The 14461-nt window shown below is 71.0% G+C and carries 10 protein-coding genes and 2 pseudogenes; 2 read left to right on the top strand and 10 right to left on the bottom strand.

The window, feature by feature from the left end; genetic code table 11:
• Positions 1–137: 137 nt before the first annotated feature.
• The 5 genes and pseudogenes from IE260_RS23610 to IE260_RS23590 all read right to left on the bottom strand — a co-directional run bounded on the left by IE260_RS23610 (position 138) and on the right by IE260_RS23590 (position 5974).
• Complete coding sequence (locus IE260_RS23610; RefSeq protein WP_189875090.1) at positions 138–1271, bottom strand: aromatic ring-hydroxylating oxygenase subunit alpha; 1134 nt, start codon at positions 1269–1271, stop codon at positions 138–140.
• Between the two features lie 70 nt (positions 1272–1341).
• A pseudogene (locus tag IE260_RS41795) lies at positions 1342–1541 on the bottom strand (serine hydroxymethyltransferase); the annotation flags it as partial.
• Positions 1538–2398 carry a bifunctional methylenetetrahydrofolate dehydrogenase/methenyltetrahydrofolate cyclohydrolase gene (locus IE260_RS23600; protein WP_189875088.1) on the bottom strand — a complete coding sequence of 287 codons (861 nt, stop codon included), beginning with the start codon at positions 2396–2398 and terminating at the stop codon, positions 1538–1540. The gene IE260_RS23600 and the pseudogene IE260_RS41795, both read right to left, overlap by 4 nt.
• A gap of 13 nt (positions 2399–2411) precedes the next feature.
• On the bottom strand, positions 2412–4850 hold the full coding sequence (locus IE260_RS23595) for a GcvT family protein (protein ID WP_189875086.1): 2439 nt from the start codon (positions 4848–4850) through the stop codon (positions 2412–2414).
• Between the two features lie 291 nt (positions 4851–5141).
• Positions 5142–5974: pseudogene (locus tag IE260_RS23590) on the bottom strand (methylenetetrahydrofolate reductase).
• Between the two features lie 187 nt (positions 5975–6161).
• On the opposite strand from IE260_RS23590, the gene IE260_RS23585 reads away from it, so the two are divergent.
• Complete coding sequence (locus IE260_RS23585) at positions 6162–6908, top strand: IclR family transcriptional regulator (protein ID WP_189875377.1); 747 nt, start codon at positions 6162–6164, stop codon at positions 6906–6908.
• A gap of 68 nt (positions 6909–6976) precedes the next feature.
• On the opposite strand, the gene IE260_RS23580 is transcribed toward IE260_RS23585, so the two are convergent.
• The 5 genes from IE260_RS23580 to IE260_RS23560 all read right to left on the bottom strand — a co-directional run bounded on the left by IE260_RS23580 (position 6977) and on the right by IE260_RS23560 (position 12627).
• A complete protein-coding gene (locus IE260_RS23580) occupies positions 6977–8140 on the bottom strand; it encodes an NAD(P)/FAD-dependent oxidoreductase (protein ID WP_189875085.1) in 1164 nt (387 codons plus the stop codon).
• Positions 8137–8499, bottom strand: coding sequence for a bifunctional 3-phenylpropionate/cinnamic acid dioxygenase ferredoxin subunit (locus tag IE260_RS23575; RefSeq protein WP_189875082.1), 363 nt, complete (start codon positions 8497–8499; stop codon positions 8137–8139). Before IE260_RS23575 ends, IE260_RS23580 begins: the two co-directional genes overlap by 4 nt.
• 555 nt (positions 8500–9054) lie before the next feature.
• Positions 9055–9690, bottom strand: a complete 636-nt coding sequence (locus IE260_RS23570; protein ID WP_189875080.1) for an MBL fold metallo-hydrolase — start codon at positions 9688–9690, stop codon at positions 9055–9057.
• A complete protein-coding gene (locus tag IE260_RS23565; RefSeq protein WP_189875078.1) occupies positions 9690–10775 on the bottom strand; it encodes an S-(hydroxymethyl)mycothiol dehydrogenase in 1086 nt (361 codons plus the stop codon). Before IE260_RS23565 ends, IE260_RS23570 begins: the two co-directional genes overlap by 1 nt.
• 229 nt (positions 10776–11004) lie before the next feature.
• Positions 11005–12627, bottom strand: a complete 1623-nt coding sequence (locus tag IE260_RS23560) for a BCCT family transporter (RefSeq protein WP_189875076.1) — start codon at positions 12625–12627, stop codon at positions 11005–11007.
• Positions 12628–13244: 617 nt separating this feature from the next.
• On the opposite strand from IE260_RS23560, the gene IE260_RS23555 reads away from it, so the two are divergent.
• Positions 13245–14042, top strand: coding sequence for an IclR family transcriptional regulator (locus IE260_RS23555; protein WP_189875074.1), 798 nt, complete (start codon positions 13245–13247; stop codon positions 14040–14042).
• Positions 14043–14461: the final 419 nt, after the last annotated feature.

The following is a 14461-nucleotide window of genomic DNA, read 5'->3' as shown; positions in this document are numbered from 1 at the left end:
CGTGCGCCAGGCCATCGCACGGGTCCGGATGTCGACGAGTGGCATGACGCTGCCGCCACGGGCCGGGCAGCCGGTGGCGGGCGGAGAGGGGACGTGGCCCTCCGCCCGGCACCGCTGCCGCGCTCGCTCCTGGTTGGCTACTGGGACGGCCGGCCGCCCAGCCGGGCCTGGACCCACTCGTGGAACTCGCCGATGTGGTGCTCGCTCGGCACCAGGACACCGCCCTTGGCGTACAGACGCGAGTTCATCGCCGGCTGGCAGCGCTCGCAGGCCTCGAAGTCCTGCCGGTTGACCCGGTCGAACAGTTCCACGGACCGGCTGACGTCCTTGCCGCTGCCGACCACGTGCGGCAGGTACAACCAGTCGCACTCCACGATCGTCCGGTCGGCCGCCACGGGGTACATCCGGTGGAAGATCACGTGGTCGGGGACCAGGTTGATGAACACCTGCGGCCGCACCGTGATCGCGTAGTACCGGCGGTCCTGGTCCTCGGCGACCGTGGGGATCCGGTCCAGGCCCTCGGAGCCGTCGACGGTGAAGCCCTGGACGTCGTCGCCGAACTCCGCGCCGTGGCCCACGTAGTACTGCGCCGCGTAGCCGTCGGCGAACTCCGGGAGCACCTCGGTCAGTTCCGGGTGGATCGTGGCGCAGTGGTAGCACTCCATGAAGTTCTCGATGATCAGCTTCCAGTTCGCCTTCACGTCGTAGACGATCCGCTTGCCGACCTCGAGACTTGCGATGTCGTATCGCTCGATGGACTCCACGTCTCCCAGACGGCTCACCACGTCCGCGATCACCGACTGCTCGAACGGGGGCGGGTCCTCGGCCAGGCACACCCACACGTAGCCCAGCCACTCGCGCACCGCCACGCTCGCCAGGCCGTACTCGGTCCGGCCGATGTCCGGCATCTTCGTCAGGTTCGGGGCCGCGACGAGCTTGCCTTGGAGGTCGTAGGTCCAGGCGTGGTACGGGCACTGGAACGCCCGCTTCACCTCGCCGGACTCCTCCGTGCACAGCTTCGCGCCCCGGTGCCGGCAGACGTTGAAGTAGGCGCGGATCGAGTTGTCTCGCGACCGGGTGACCAGGATGCTCTCACGCCCGACGTCCACGGTTTTGAAGGCACCGGGCCTGGCCAGCTCCGACGAGCGCGCCACGCAGAACCACATGGCCTCGAAGATGCGCTCCTGCTCCAGCCGGAAGATCGCCGGGTCCGTGTAGTGATCACCCGGGAGGGTCGCGATCAGGCTCTCCGGAAGGTCGGTGGTGGTCATTGTTCACCTCGAGGGATAGGTCTCGGGCGGGTGACGGGCCGTGGCGTCGGCACCCGGAAGGAGAGGATTCGTCGACGTGTTCGCATCCGCCGTGGCAACGGCGGCCGGGGTAGCCCTCGGCGTACTTGTCGGTCGCGACCGGCCCCTGGGCCTCCGTCACGGCGGTGGAGAAGCTTCCTCGAGAGCGGTCTGCCGGCGGTGCGGGTCGGCGCGGAGCGCGCTGTGGACCTCGGGATCCGGCTCTGCCAGAGGGGTGTTCAGCGCGTTCATACGGAGTCCGCGTTTCTCTCGGCGGCCTCGACGACATTGGCGAGCAACATGGCTCGGGTCATGGGGCCCACGCCTCCCGGCATCGGCGCGAGCCACGTCGCGACCGTGGCCGCGTCCGGGTGCACATCGCCGACGAGGCCCTGGTCGGTGCGGGTGATGCCGGCGTCCAGGACGGCCGCGCCGGGGCGCAGCACGGCCTTGGTGATCAGCCCGGGCGAGCCGGCGGCGGCGATGACGATGTCCGCCTCGCGCAGGTGCCGGGCCAGGTCCTCCGTGCCGGTGCGGCACAGGGTCACGGTGGCGTTCTCGGACCTGCGGGTGAGCAGCAGGCCGATCGGCCGTCCGACCGTGATGCCCCGTCCGACCACGCACACGCGTGCTCCGGCGAGCGGCACGTCGTGACGGCGGAGCAGTTCGACGATGCCGCGCGGAGTGCAGGGCAACGGGGCCTCGACGCCGAGCACGAGCGGGCCGAGGTTGACGGGGTGAAGGCCGTCGGCGTCCTTGGCCGGGTCCATGCGTTCCAGGACGGCGTTGGCATCGAGGTGGCGCGGGAGCGGGAGCTGGACGATGTAGCCGGTGCAGGCCGGGTCGGCGTTGAGCTCGTCGATGACGTCCTCGACCTGCTGCTGCGTGGCGTCGACGGGCAGTCGGCGCCGGATGGGGGCGACGCCGATCTGCGCGCAGTCCCGGTGCTTTCCGTCGACGTAGGCGTGGCTGCCGGGGTCGTCCCCGACCAGGACGGTGCCGAGCCCGGGCGGGCGGCCGACGGTGGTGGTCAGCTCGGCCACGCGTTCGGCGAGTCCGCGACGGATCTCGGCGGCGGTCGCCTTGCCGTCGAGCAGCTGCGCAGTCATCGTGTTCCCTCGGTCAGCCGCGGAGGCGGGACATGGTGGGATCGAACAGGGGCTCCTCGGCCACGACCGCCTCGACCCGCTGGTCGAAGTAGCCGATCTGCAGGGCGCGACCGGGGGTGGTGAGTTCCACCGGGAGCCACGCGTAGGCGATGCCCTTGCCGATCGTGTGGCCGAAGGCGGCGCTGGTGACGTGGCCGACGGGACGGTCGCCGTCGTACACCGGCTCCTTGCCCATCACGACCGCCTGGGGGTCGTCGATGGTGAGGCAGGTCAGCTTGCGCCGCACGTCGGCCTTGCGCCGTTCCAGCGCGGCCTTGCCGACGAAGTCGCCCTTGTCCGGCTTGACGGCGAACCCGACACCGGCCTCATAGGGGTCGTGCTCGTAGGTCATGTCGGTGCCGAAGGAGCGGTACCCCTTCTCCAGGCGGAGGCTGTTGAAGGCGCCGCGGCCCGCCACGATGCCACCGTGCGGCCGGGCCGCCTCCCACAGGGTGTCCCACAGCTTCTGGCCCTGATCGGCGGTGGTGTACAGCTCCCAGCCGAGTTCACCGACGTACGACAGCCGCATCGCCGTGACGGGCACGGAAGCGATGTACGCCTGCTTGGCGCGGAAGTACTTCAGGCCCTCGTTGGAGAAGTCCGCGTCCGTGAGCGGCTGGAGCACCTCGCGGGCCAGTGGTCCCCACAGGCCGATGCAGCAGGTGCCGGCGGTGATGTCGCGGACCTGGACCGTGCCGTCGGCAGGCAGGTGCCGGGTGAACCAGTCGAGGTCCAGGTTGCCGTTGGCGCCGATCTGGAAGCGGTCGTCGGCCAGCCGGGCGACGGTGATGTCGCTGCGGATGCCGCCGTCCCGGTCCAGCAGCAGGGTGTAGGTGACGGAGCCGACGGACTTGTCGACCTTGCCGGTGCACAGCCGCTCCAGGAAGGCGGCGGCGGCGCGCCCGCTCACCTCGAGCCGCTTGAGGGCCGTCATGTCGTACATCGCGACGGTCTCACGGGTGGCCTGCGCCTCGGCGCCGACTATGGGCGACCAGAAGCGCGCGGCCCAGTCGTTGGGGGTGACGACGGACCGGCCTTCGACCAGGCCCGCGTTGGCCTCGTACCACTGGGGTCGCTCCCAGCCGTTCGCCTCCAGGAAGAAGGCGCCGTGTTCCTGCTGGCGGGCGTAGAAGGGGCTGGTGCGCAGGGGGCGCAGGTCCTCCGGCGGCTGGAGCGGGTGGAGGATGTCGTAGACCTCGGCGAAGTTCCGGCAGTCGCGGGCCAGCACGTACTCCGGGGCCAGCTGGTGCGGCTCGAAGCGGTTGACGTCGCACTCGTGCAGGTCGAAGGACGAGCAGTGCCCGTCGACCAGCCATTCGGCCATGGCCCGCCCCACACCGGCGGAATGGGTGACCCACACGGCCTCCGCGACCCAGAAGCCCTTGACGTCCGGGGACTCGCCGAGGAGGGGCATGCCGTCGGTGGTGAAGGAGAACAGGCCGTTGATGCCTTCCTCGACCTTGGCCTCCCGGGTCGCGGGCAGCAGTGACCGGGTCTCGGTCCAGGCGTCCTCGAAGTCCTCCTCGGTGAACTTCAGCACCGACGGCATCTCGTCGGCGTCGTCCACGGACAGGATGTCGTCGGCGGAGACCGGCATGGGGCGATGGCCGTAGTAGCCGATGCCCAGGCCGTCGAAGCGGTCGCGGTAGTAGAGGTCGGCGTCCTGGTGGCGCAGGATCGGACGCACCGCCTCCTCGGTCTGGCCGGCCAGCGCCGGGACGGGGCCGGTCCAGGCCAGCTGGTGGGCCAGCGGCGTCAGCGGCAGGTTCATGCCGGCCATGCGGGCGATCTTCGGGCCCCAGATGCCGGCGCAGCACACGACGATGTCGGCGGGGATCTCGCCCTGGTCGGTGAGGACGCCGGTCACCCGGCCCCCGCCGTGCCGGACGTCCAGGACCTCATGGCGGGCGAGGAAGCGCACGCCGCGCTCGGTGGCCCGCCGGATCTGCGCCTCGACGGCGAGGACGGCCTTCGCGAGGCCGTCGGTCGGGACCAGCAGACCGCCGAGGACCTTGTCCGGGTTCACGAGCGGGTGCTGTTCGACGCACTCCTCGGGGCCGAGCAGCCGGGACTCGACGCCCCATGAGGTGAGCCAGCCGTGGCGCCGCTGGAGTTCGGCGACGCGCTCCGGGCCGGTCGCCACCTCGAGGCCGCCGACCTGGAGGAAGCAGGGCCGGCCGTCGACGTCGAGCGAGCGGAACTTCTCGACGGTGTAGCGGGCCATCTCGGTCATGGTCTTGGACGAGTTGGTCTGGAAGACCAGGCCCGGGGCGTGGGATGTCGATCCCCCGGTGGCAGGGAGCGGGCCCTGGTCGACCACCGTCACTTCGGTCCAGCCTCGCTCGGAGATCTCGTCGGCGAGCGCCGCTCCCACGACGCCCGCTCCGATGATGACCACCCGGGGTCCCGCCATCGCCGCACCTCCGACGTTGAAGCCGTTGTGGTTGCTTGCTGCGCAACAGGGTTCAGGTTGCGCAACTCAATGTGCCCCCCGAGGGGATGAGTGTCAAGGGGTCCGTGACGTCGGAGAACAGGCCGAAACGCGGCGATGTCCGGCAGACCGACGACGTGGCCTGGCGGGCGCCTGCAGCGGGTGTCGGGGCCTGCGCGAGACGGGACGGAACGCTGTCCGGCGGCCCCGTTCCGCCGGACAGCGCACTTCGCGGCACGCGATCGCGCCGTGCATGGCCTTCCTGTGGCGGGCTCAGCCGCCGGACCGGTCCAGCAGGGCGCGGCGCCACCGCTCGGTCTCGGCGACCTGGTTGAAGGTGAAGACGTGCAGGCCGGCCACTCCCGCCGAGGGCGCGGTGAGCGCTTCGGCACCGCGGGCGAGCGGCCGGTCGGGCGAGTAGCCGCCGGGGGCCGCGAATCGCGCGAACCAGGACGCGTGCCCGGTCAGGAAGCGGGTCGACTCCCCCACCCCGATCTTGGCCGCCATGGACAGCAGCTTGGCCCGCTGCACCGGCCCCGCGACGCCCACACGGAGGGGCAGGGTCACTCCACGACGACGCACCCGGACGACCCAGTCACCGAGCAGGCGCGGGTCGAAGCAGAGGTTGCTGACGATGTACGTGTGCGTCCGCTTGTCCCACATCGCCTGGACGGTGAGGTCGTCGTGGATCAGCGGATGACTCGCGGGGTAGCCGGTGGTCCCGACCCGGGCGGAGGGACTGCCCAGCTCGCCCAGTCCGCGCAGCAGCGGCAGCGCACCGTCGTAGGGGTCGGCCGGCGGATCGGCGTCGCCCGCCGGGACGAAGACGTCGTCGACACCCGCACCGCTGAGCCGGTCGACGACGTCCTTCAGGTGCACGTGCCCGCACCAGCCGTGCGGGCGCGTGCGGGACGACTCGACAGCCGTGCGCCGCGAGCCGGGTGGCGAGGCCGAGCGTGGGCTCCAAGGCCCTTGACCGGCGAGGCCGTCACCGTGACGGCGATGTCACGCGGGACGTGGGCGAGTACCTTGTCCTCGGTCGCCTTGGCGGGCAGTACCTCGTAACGGACGCCGCTCAGCAGCGCGCGGACGGATTCGCCGCTCATCGCACCTTCTTTCGCGATCCAGTCGAGGATCGATGCCCTATGCGCATGGCGTTGCGGAGCACGCGCCGCCGCGACCTGCGGCCCGTCCGTGACGCGCACCGCTGCCGTCCATGTTTACCGCGCGTATAGTTTCGCCATGAGCAACTTCGGTTCGGGTAACGAAACGTCTGGCTCGCAGACGGGCGGTGTGCAGTCCGTCGACCGTGCCATCACCGTGCTGGAGATCCTGGCCCAGCGTGGTGAGGCCGGAGTCAGTGAGGTGGCGGCCGAGATCGATGTGCACAAGTCCACCGCGTTCCGACTGCTCGGCGCCCTGGAGGCGCGGGGCCTGGTGGAACAGGCGGGCGAGCGCGGCAAGTACCGCCTCGGCTTCGGCGTCGTACGCCTCGCCGGCGCGGTCACCGGACGCATCGACATCACCCAGCAGAGCCGCCCGGTCTGCGAGCGTCTCGCCGAGGAGATCGGTGAGACGGTCAACGTCGCCGTGATGCAGGAGCACTACGCGATCAACCTCTACCAGGTACGCGGCCCGGGTGCCGTCACCGCACACAACTGGGTCGGCCAGCTGACCCCGCTGCACGCCACCTCCAGCGGCAAGATCCTCCTGGCCCACATGCCGGTCAAGGAACGCGCCGCTCTGCTGTCGGAGGTCAGCCTGAACAAGATGACTCCGCACACCATGTCCACGAAGACGAAGCTCGAGAAGAACCTCGCCGAGGCCCGGGAGCGTGGCTACTCCTGGACCCTGGAGGAGTACGAGTTGGGTCTGCACGCGATGGCCGCACCGGTCCGCGACCGGGACGGCGAGGTCATCGCGGCACTCAGCGCCTCCGGACCCGCTTACCGGCTCACCGAGGAGCGCATGCACGAACTCGCTCCCGTGCTGGTCAAGGGCGCGGACGAGATCAGCCGTCGCATGGGCTACCTGGGCTGAGACGGCGCGCGGGTCGCGGTCACCGCGCGTTCCCGCGAGGACGCCGTGGACGGGCTGCGCGGGCACGGTCAGGACGGCGGGGCCGCGAGTTGCTTGCGCCACCGCGTGAACAGCCGTGGCCGGTTCATGCCGAGCACGGCGGCCGGACGCCCTGCACGCCGGTAGACGGCAAGGACGTCCCGGTCCTCCGGAGTGCCTTCCTCGATCGTCACGCTGTCCGCGCCCGCCGCATGTCCGGCGAACTGGACCTTCACCCCGTACTGGTCGGACCAGAAGTACGGCGGCCGGAGCACGCCCGGTTCCGCCGCGCCCCACGACAGCAGCGTGGCGACGGCCGCGTCCGGCCGCTCCCGGGCACCGGTCCAGTGCTCGACGCGGCGGTGCACGCCGACCCGCGGGTCGTACCAGGAGGCGCAGTCACCGACGGCGACCACACCGGCCAGGCTGGTGTGGCCGTCGGCACCGCACTTCACGCCGTCGTCGAGCGCGACGCCGGAGCCCTCCAGCCACTCGACGCACGGGCGTGCGCCGACACCGACGACGACGGTGTCGGCGGGGACGACACGGCCGTCGTCGAGCAGCACGGCACTGACCCGGGTCTCACCGCTCAGCCCCTTGACGCCCACCCCGCACAGCAGCCGTACGCCGTGGTCCTCGTGCAGGGCGGAGACGATGCGGCCCATGGCCTCGCCCAGCGGTCCGGCCAGCGGGGTCTGCGCCGCCTCGACGATCGTCACGTCGAGTCCGAGGGCGTATGCGGTGGAGGCGACCTCGGCGCCGATGAAGCCGCCGCCGATCACGACGAGCCTGCCGCCCAGCGCCAGGTCGTCCCGCAGGGCACGGGCGTCGTCAAGGGTGCGCAGGGTGTGCACACCGGCCAGGCCGTCCGCACCCGGCAGGGTCCGCGCGGCCGCACCGGTCGCGATGACGATGCCGTCCGCCCTCACCTCTCGGCCGTCGGCGAGCCGGACGGCGCGCCGCTCCCTGTCGAGCCCGGTGGCGCGGGTGTCGAACAGCCACTCCGCCGCCAGGTCCTCGCCGTCCTGCTCCAGTGCGAGATCGGCTTCACCGATCTTGCCGGCCAGGAACTCCTTGGACAGCGGCGGCCTGTCGTAGGGGCGGTGCGGTTCTTCGCCGATGACGACCAACTGCCCGTCGAAGCCCTGGCTCCGCAGCGAACGCGCCGCGGACAGGCCCGCCAGCGAGGCCCCCACCACGGCCACCGTCCTCATACGGGACCACCCGCCAGCCTGGCCGCGATGCAGGGCGGCAGGTTGGGGGCGTCCGTGGACAGCTCGACGTAGATCATGCCGTCCTGGACGACGACCTCGTGCGTGCGGACGGGGAGCTTGGCCGGCGGAGCGTCGACCGCTCCGGTCCGGAGGTCGAACTTCGAAGCGTGCAGCGGGCATTCCACCTCGCAGCCCTCCAGCCAGCCGTCGGCGAGCGAGGCGTCCTGATGGGTGCAGGTGTCGTCGATGGCGAAGACCTCGCCGTCGTCGGTGTGGAAGACCGTGACCGGCGGATCGATGTCGAGCCGGTGAGCCTCTCCTCGCGGCAGATCCGCGAGACGGCACGCGGGAATCATCATGACACCTCGGCGCGTATAACGAAACGGATTGCGGTCAACGCAACGCCAGTGTGAAGGCGGCCACAAACCCCTGTCAAGGCGCCCAGGGACTGTCGAGGCGGCCACGTCGAAGGGCTTTCACAGCAGTGACGTCCGCGGCGCAGGTGCCACAACTTCCCGGCCCCGACGGGCCGTCAGGCGCACCGCGTCCGACGTCGAGGCGACGTCGTGGACACGGACACACCGGTCGCCCTGCGCGGCCGCCAGGACGGACACGCGGACGCGGACGGAAAGGCCGGGCGGCGGCCCGCGGCGCACGTCACCGAACCGGGCGCAGGCCGGCCGGCCTGCGAAGTCCGCGACGGTCGCCCAGAAGCCGGCGGGGGCATCCAGAAGCCGGAGGGGGCATCCAGGGCCGGGGGCGTCGGTCACATCACGCAGGTCGGTGGCGACGAGCCCGCCGACGCGGGGCGAGGTCGGGGGCGGGTCAGCGTCGGTCGGGGCGCTCGGCTGTGGGTGCCGTGCGGAGGACTCCGTGGCAGTCGAGCGCCCCGACGGGGCACGGCCTGGCCGGCGTCACCAGCCGCGGGCCACCCACTCGGCGAGGTGCGGTGCCTCCGCGGCGATGCTCGTCGTCTCGCCGTGCCCGGTGTGCACGGTCGTCTCCCCCGGGAGCGCCAGCAGCCGGTCGCGGATCGAGGTGATGATCGCGCCGAAGTCGCTGTACGAGCGCCCGGTCGCGCCGGGCCCGCCGGCGAACAGCGTGTCGCCGCTGAACAGGGCTCCCAGGTCGGGTGCGTACAGGCACACGGCACCTGGAGCGTGACCGGGCGTGTGGAGCACCTGAAGGCCGATGCCCGCGACCTTCAGCTCCTCGCCGTCGGTGAGCGCGCCGTCGGGGTGACGGTCCGGGTGCGCCAGCTCCCACAGCACCTGGTCGTCGGGGTGCAGGAGGACGGGGGCTCCCGTGGCGTCCGCGACGGCCGGAGCGGCGCTCACGTGGTCGTCGTGGGCGTGGGTGCACACGACGGCCGCCAGGCGGCGGTCGCCGACGGCCGCCAGGACGGCGTCGGCGTCGTGTGCGGCGTCGATGACCACGGCCTCGTCGTCGTCGCCGACGATCCAGACGTTGTTGTCGACCTCCCAGGTGCCGCCGTCGAGGCTGAAGGTGCCGCTCGTGACGAGGTGTTCGATGCGGACGGTACCGGCCATCACAGCACCACCACCGAGCGCAGGACATCACCGTGGTGCATCTTCTCGAACGCCTTCTCCACGTCGCCGAGTCCGATGGTCTCGGTGACGAAGGCGTCGAGGTCGAAGCGCCCCGACAGGTACAGGTCGATGAGTGCCGGGAAGTCGCGCGAGGGCAGGCAGTCGCCGTACCAGCTGGACTTCAGGGCGCCGCCGCGGCCGAACACGTCGAGCAGCGGCAGTTCCACGGTCGTCTCCGGGGTCGGCACACCGACCAGGACGACCGTGCCGGCCAGGTCGCGGGCGTAGAAGGCCTGCTTGTACGTCTCGGGACGGCCGACCGCGTCCACGACCAGATCCGCGCCGTGGCCGCCGGTCAGCTCGCGCACGGCTTCCACGACGTCCGCCGCCTTGCCGTCGATCACATGGGTGGCGCCCATGCTCTTGGCCCGCTCGAGCTTGCGCGGGTCGAGATCGACGGCGATGACCTTGGCGGCGCCGGCGAGCTTAGCCCCGGCCACGGCGGCCATACCGACCCCGCCGCAGCCGATGACGGCGACGGAGTCCCCGCGGCCCACGGCGCCGGTGTTCACGGCCGCTCCGAAGCCCGCCATGACGCCGCATCCGAGGAGGCCGGCGGCGGCTGCCGGAGCGGCCGGGTCGACCTTGGTGCACTGCCCCGTGGCCACCAGCGTCTTCTCCGCGAAGGCACCGATGCCGAGCGCGGGTGAGAGCGGCGTGCCGTCGAGCAGGGTCATCGGCTGCTTCGCGTTGTGGGTGGCGAAGCAGTACCAGGGCTTGCCCTTGCTGCAGGCCCGGCACTGGCCGCATACCGCACGCCAGTTGAGGATGACGAAGTCGCCCGGCTCGATGCCGGTGACACCGTCTCCGACGGCCTCGACGCGGCCCGCTGCCTCGTGCCCGAGGAAGAAGGGGAACTCGTCGTTGATGCCGCCCTCCCGGTAGTGGAGGTCGGTGTGGCAGACGCCGCACGCCTCGATCGCGACGAGCGCCTCGCCCGGACCGGGGTCGGGGACGACGATCGTTTCGACGGAGACCGGGGCGCCCTTCTCGCGGGCGACGACGGCACGAACCTCGTGAGCCATGGGTTACTCCTCTGGCGGAAGCCTCGACTGCGCGTTGCTCATTAAGGCACGCGCACCGCTATGCGCAACTGAGGATCGAGGACGGGAAGGCGCGAGGTCAAGAGGCCCACCGCCGCCACCGATCCGGAACTCGGTCGCCGTCGACGCGCGCGGGCGCACACGAGGGCCCCCGGGGGGTACGGCCCTCGCGTGCGCCCTGATGCGACGGGTGATCGATCGGTCCGGCAGCTCAGCCGGCGACCTGCGTATCCGCCACCTCGGCCGGCCGCGCTCCGTCATCCGATGCGTGCTCGTCAACGGAGGCGGCGGTGACCGTACCGTCCGGGGCCCGTTCACCTCTCGGCTCGGCACGCAGCGCCTTCACCAGGGAGACACACATGCCGATCATCACGAAGAGGAACGGGAACGCGGCGACGACGGCGACCTGCTTGACCGCCTCCAATCCTCCGGCCAGCAGCAGCACGGCCGCGACCAGACCGGTCAGCGCACCCCAGAGGATCACGACCGGGCGACTGGGGCTCATGCTGCCCCGGCAGGAGAGCATGCCCAGCACCACGGAGGCCGCGTCGGCACCGCTGACGAAGAAGAGGCCCACCAGGATGATCACCACGACCGAGGTGATGCTGAACCAGGGCAGTGTCTGCAAGGTGGCGAACAGGCCCGCTTCCTCGCCCTCGGCGACCGCCGCGGACAGCCCACCGCCGTGCATCTCCTGGTTCAGCGCGGTACCGCCGAGGATCGCGAACCACACGATGCTCACCACGCTCGGCGCGATGATCACACCGACGATGAACTGCCGGATCGTGCGCCCACGGGAGATCCGCGCGATGAACGTGCCCACGAACGGCGTCCAGGAGATCCACCACGCCCAGTAGAAGACCGTCCAGCCGGACAGCCATTCGCCACCACCGAAGGCACCCGTCCTGAAGCTCATCTCGGGGAGCGAGGCCAGGTAGCCGCCCAGCGCCTGGGTCTGGCTGTTCAGGATGAACACCGTGGGGCCCACGACGAAGACGAACAGCAGCAGGACGGCGGCGAGGATCATGTTGCCGTTGCTCAGCCACTGGATGCCGCGGTGCACCCCGGAGAGGGCGGAGACGACGAACAGGACGGTGAGCACCGCGATGATCAGGACGGCCAGCGAGGTGGAGTCCGCTATCCCCCAGAGCTCATTCATTCCGCTGTTGATCTGCAACGCGCCGAGCCCCAGGGAGACGGCGGAGCCGAAGAGGGTCGCGAAGATCGCCAGGATGTCGATGGACCTGCCCAGCGGTCCGTCCACCCGGTCACCGAGCAGCGGCCGGAAGGCGGAACTGATCAGGCTGCTGCCGCTCCTGCGGAATCCGAAGTAGGCGAGCGCGAGGCCGGCCACGGCGTACATCGCCCACGGATGGATCGCCCAGTGGAAGTACGAGTACTCCAAGGCCACGCGGGCCGCGTCCGGTGACTCCGCACTGGCGGTGCCGGGCGGCGGGCTGGACATGTGCATGAGTGGTTCACTCGCGCCGTAGAACATCAGGCCGATGCCCATGCCGGCGCTGAACATCATCGCCACCCATGAGGCGGTGCTGAATTCCGGACGGTCGCCGTCCTTGCCCAGCCGGATGCGGCCGAACCGGCTGAAGGCCAGTACGACGGCCAGCAGGACGAATCCCGAACTGGCCAGGACGAAGAGCCAGCCGAAGTTCTCGATGATCCGGCCCAACGTCGCCTCGGCCACCGTCGCGAGGTTGCCGGTGAAGAACACTCCCCACGCCACGAAGAGGGCGGACAGCGTCACAGAGATGTAGAGGACTGCCGGATCGAGCCGAGTCGGGGCCGGGCCCGGCTTCTTCGTCGTACGGGTGCTCATCAGCGGCCTTCCGAACGGGGGCATGGGGAGGTGAGAGGAGGCGGGCAGGAGCAGGAGGTTCCCTGCGCGCGGTCCCTGCACTCGACAGTGCACAACACGCAACCGAAAGCTTGATGTGCAACACAGTTTCGCCGTCGGCCCCGATAGGTCAAGCCCCCGTACACCCATCGTTATGGGGATGGTCCGGCTACGGCTGTCTCGCACCGCCGGCCGCGCCGCCGACCGGGTCGCAGGTCGGGCCGAGGTCGTGCTCCATGCCGAACTCGGCGGCCTCCGCCTGTTCCGGGCCGCCACCCGGCTACGTCGTCCGTCTCGCGCGTCCCGGACGAGCTGGTCGCCACGGCCGCGACGCCGAAGTCCCGTCACTGGCCCGCGCCGTGGAATGACACAGCGAGTTCCGCGTGCCGGTCGGCGGCGACCGCACGGTCCTCTTCCGCCGACCGCGCCGGCCGAGGGTCGGCAAGCGCGGCGGCGACCCCCTGAGCTCTGACGGAAGTCTTGAGGGCGCCACCGGGTCCTGGTATACCGGCTTGGCCGCGCCCGGACCCCTGCCGCAGAGCGACTGACGCACCACCACGTCCCCGCGAATGTCCCGAGGTCACGCGTATAGTTGCGCCATGAGCAACCATACGGCAGATGGCGAAACAGCCGCTCCCGCGGCAGGCGGTGTGCAGTCCGTCGACCGTGCCGTCAGCGTCCTGGAGATCCTCGCCCAGCGCGGGGAGGCGGGCGTGAGCGAGGTCGCCGCCGAGATCGACGTCCACAAGTCGACCGCGTTCCGCCTGCTCGGGGCGCTGGAGGCGCGCGGTCTCGTCGAGCAGGCGACCGAACGGGGCAAGTACCGGCTCGGTTTCGGGATCGTGCGCCTGGCGGGCGCGGTCACGGACCGGCTCGACCTCACCCAGCAGGGCCGGACGGTGTGCGAGCGGCTCTCCGAGGAGATCGGCGAGACCGTCAACATCGCCGTCCTGCAGGAGCACTACGCGGTCAACCTGTACCAGGTGCGCGGCCCGGGCGCGATCGGCACGCACAACTGGGTCGGGCAGCTCACTCCGCTGCACGCCACGTCCAGCGGCAAGATCCTGCTGGCCCACCTGCCGGCGGGAGACCGCGCGGCCGTACTCGCGGCGTCCGGCATACAGGAGCTGACGCCGCGCACCATCACGTCCATGACCGAGCTGGAGAAGGATCTCGCCGAGGCTCGGGAGTGCGGTTACGCGGTGACGCTGGAGGAGTTCGAGATCGGACTGCACGCCGTTGCGGCCCCGATCCGGTCCAACGAGGGGCGGGTCGTCGCCGCCCTCAGTGCCTCCGGCCCCGAGTACCGGTTCACCGAGCCGCGCATCCACGAACTCGCCCCCGTGCTGCTCAAGGGCGCCGACGAGATCAGCCGCCGCATGGGGTACATCGGCTGAGTCCGCTCGGCAGAACGGTCCGGCCGGAGCCGTCCGCGACTTCCCGCACGGACTGCCGCGTGCGGCTCCAGCCGGACTCCGGCGCGGTCACCGCCGTCGGCGTCGATGATCTGAACGGCGTCATGCCGGCTCGGCCGACGCGACCGGCGGCGCCGCCACCGCCATGGACCAGCAGCCGGCTCCGGGGCCTCGCCTGCCGCCCACGACGCAGCCCGCAGCGATGCCGAAGGCCGCGCCACCGCCGGCGAACGCTCCGCCTTCCAACCAGCGTGCCCTCCCCGTCCATTCCGGGGTCGCCGGACTTTGCGATTGCCTGGCCCGGAGCATCCGCCATTCAGGTGATCCGTGATGCGCCGCATATCTGCGGTTGCCCAGGCGTCACGGGCCCGACGGGCTTTTCCCGCCCGCCTCGTGATCGA

Source organism: Streptomyces viridiviolaceus (assembly GCF_014650995.1).
GTDB classification, from domain to species: domain Bacteria; phylum Actinomycetota; class Actinomycetes; order Streptomycetales; family Streptomycetaceae; genus Streptomyces; species Streptomyces viridiviolaceus.
This window is presented reverse-complemented; position numbering and strand designations above follow the sequence as displayed.

Coding starts and splice junctions, on each gene's coding strand:
- IE260_RS23610 (WP_189875090.1), bottom strand. CDS start 1,271: ATGACCACCACCGACCTTCCGGAGAGCCTGATCGCGACCCTCCCGGGT.
- IE260_RS23600 (WP_189875088.1), bottom strand. CDS start 2,398: ATGACTGCGCAGCTGCTCGACGGCAAGGCGACCGCCGCCGAGATCCGT.
- IE260_RS23595 (WP_189875086.1), bottom strand. CDS start 4,850: ATGGCGGGACCCCGGGTGGTCATCATCGGAGCGGGCGTCGTGGGAGCG.
- IE260_RS23580 (WP_189875085.1), bottom strand. CDS start 8,140: ATGAGGACGGTGGCCGTGGTGGGGGCCTCGCTGGCGGGCCTGTCCGCG.
- IE260_RS23575 (WP_189875082.1), bottom strand. CDS start 8,499: ATGATGATTCCCGCGTGCCGTCTCGCGGATCTGCCGCGAGGAGAGGCT.
- IE260_RS23570 (WP_189875080.1), bottom strand. CDS start 9,690: ATGGCCGGTACCGTCCGCATCGAACACCTCGTCACGAGCGGCACCTTC.
- IE260_RS23565 (WP_189875078.1), bottom strand. CDS start 10,775: ATGGCTCACGAGGTTCGTGCCGTCGTCGCCCGCGAGAAGGGCGCCCCG.
- IE260_RS23560 (WP_189875076.1), bottom strand. CDS start 12,627: ATGAGCACCCGTACGACGAAGAAGCCGGGCCCGGCCCCGACTCGGCTC.
- IE260_RS23555 (WP_189875074.1), top strand. CDS start 13,245: ATGAGCAACCATACGGCAGATGGCGAAACAGCCGCTCCCGCGGCAGGC.